Source organism: Streptomyces sp. NPDC043854 (genome assembly GCF_056436005.1).
The window spans coordinates 1-2148 of sequence record NZ_JBWKDK010000132.1; the positions used below are offsets into that span (position 1 = coordinate 1).

Here is a 2148-nt window from a genome sequence, read left to right on the forward strand (position 1 = left end):
GCTATCAACGGGAGTTCATCAACAGGACAGAACGGCACCAGCGGCACACAGTTCAGCAATCCAGCCCTCGAGCCGACCACCGACATCGACCAACCAATCGGAACCACCGGACACTCGCCCCGAATGAAGGAGCAGCCGAAAACCCCCGCCGGCCGCTGGGGTCGCCCGACCCCCTCCGCGGCTATGCGACTCCGCCGACCCAGTGGAACGACCCTGCAGTTCAGCGTCGTGGTGGGCGCCCTCGCATAGCTGAGCAGACGGCTGTCGGCGTACGACCTCAGCACGTGTACGCAGACACATGGGCCAGCGCGTTCACCACCGCCTGGACCCGCGTCACCAGCCTCCGGGCCGTCACCTGACAGCCGGGGCCCTCCCCGACGGAGAGCAGGACGGAAGCATGCCATCGGCTCGACCACCCTGACCGAGGCCGTCGTGACCGGCAACACCGCGGGCGGGCGACGGGGGCGGCATCCCCGGCTGCAACCGGTGACCTCAGCGCGCCGGCGCGCCGCCCGGGTCAGGACACCGGCCGACAGTGCGGGAGGGAATCGTCATGGGTGTGGTCCTCGGTCGGCAACGGTTCCCTGAGCCTACCGATCGCCCTGAGGCGTTCGCCTCACCGCCGAGGGCGGCCTTGACCACCAGCAGACAGTGGGCCCTTCTTCTCCTCCACCAGGAAACGGTCGCGCTGGGTGTGCAGGGCGTCACCGGCAAGGTTTTCGACGGGATGGCTGAATGGCAGAACCGGCCGCTCGACGCCGTTGAGTCGCCGGAGCGCGTGAGGAGCCGCCGGACGGGATCCGGCGGCTCCTCACACGACCTCGGGTGACGTCTTCGGCGTCATGGCCACCACCCGGCACGGCACCTCGTCGTCACCCGCCGGCCCTCGATCAACCCGGCCCATGCCTGTTCACCGGTTGTGGCAGAGGTGGAAACGCCGCTCCTTGGGGCCGGGAGCCGCGGGCCCAGGGCTTTGGGCTGGGTGAGATTCGTTTAGTCCGTGCACCAAAGAGGCTCCCCGGCGGACGAGTCGAGGGTCAGACCTCTCGCTCGACCGCCGGGGAGCCTTATCTGTCCGGCGCTGCCTGCGAACACCCGGCCGTCAGTCGATCGGCCTGTTGGTTGGACTCAGCCGTTGCCGGGGGCGGGTGTGTGGCGGGGTGGCTGGTGGTGGCCGTCCCGCCGACCGTCAGCCGAAGCAGCCGGGTACCGGGGAGCCGCCTTCGCAGTTGGTGGGGTCGTTGTCGACGATGTTGACTTCGCCGTAGACGAGGATCTCAGATCCGTCGTTGTGGTAGCCGCCGGCGGGGTCGTCGGAGGAGTTCGAGGTCACGTCGGTGTCCGTGAGGATGGTGGTGTAACCCGATTCGTTGTAGACCCCGCCGCCTTGCGAGTCGTCTCCGGTGGCGCGGTTGCGGGTGATCAGGCTGCGGCGGATGGAGACGTCGTCGTAGATGTAGACGCCGCCGCCGTCGCCTTCCGTGGCGATGTTTTCGCGGATCACGGAGTCCTCGACCACTGACGGGTAGTAGAGGTACAGGCCGCCGCCGGTTCCGTCGGTGGTGTTGTACTCGACGACGCTCCGGCGCAGGTAGAGCGAGCCGCCGTCCTGGTAGACGCCGCCGCCGTCCTCGTCTGCGTGGTTGGACGTGATGAGGGTCTTGTCGATGTCCGTGATGCCGTCGTCGTTGTAGACGCCGCCACCGTAAGCGGTGATGTTGTGGCTGATCTCGCTCTTGCTGATGGTGGTGGTTCCGTAGTAGTTGGTGATGGTGCCGTAGCCGTCGTCGGTGTCGCCGGCGTTGTTGGTGATCTTGGACTTGGTGATGGTCACCTTGCCGTAGTAGTTGTAGATGGCGCTGCCGTCCTCGGCGTTGTTGTTGCTGAGGGTGCTGCGACGGATGTCGGTGACACCCTCGTTGTAGATCGCGCCACCGTCGTAGTCGTCCTCTGTGGCGTTGCTGTCGAGGGTGACGCAATCCAGGTCGAGCCGGCCCGCTTCCTGGACAAGGATCGCGCCGCCGTCGCTCTCCTCCTCCTCGTCATCCGTTTCGCCGCGGGAGACGGTGAGGTCGCGCAGTCTGAGGTCTCCGCCGTTTTCGACCTCGAAGATACGGAACTCCTCCTCTTCGCTGACGGCGCGAGTGA

2 protein-coding genes are annotated in these 2148 nt (G+C 66.8%); one reads left to right on the plus strand and one right to left on the minus strand.

Annotation, left to right across the window (positions count from 1 at the left end):
• The first annotated feature begins 634 nt into the window (after positions 1-634).
• Entirely contained in the window at positions 635-829 is a 195-nt protein-coding gene (locus AC068A_RS37300; protein ID WP_478590741.1) for a hypothetical protein, read from the plus strand.
• Between the two features lie 360 nt (positions 830-1189).
• On the opposite strand, the gene AC068A_RS37305 is transcribed toward AC068A_RS37300, so the two are convergent.
• The coding region (locus AC068A_RS37305; protein ID WP_478590742.1) for a right-handed parallel beta-helix repeat-containing protein at positions 1190-2148 on the minus strand (959 nt) is incomplete at its 5' end.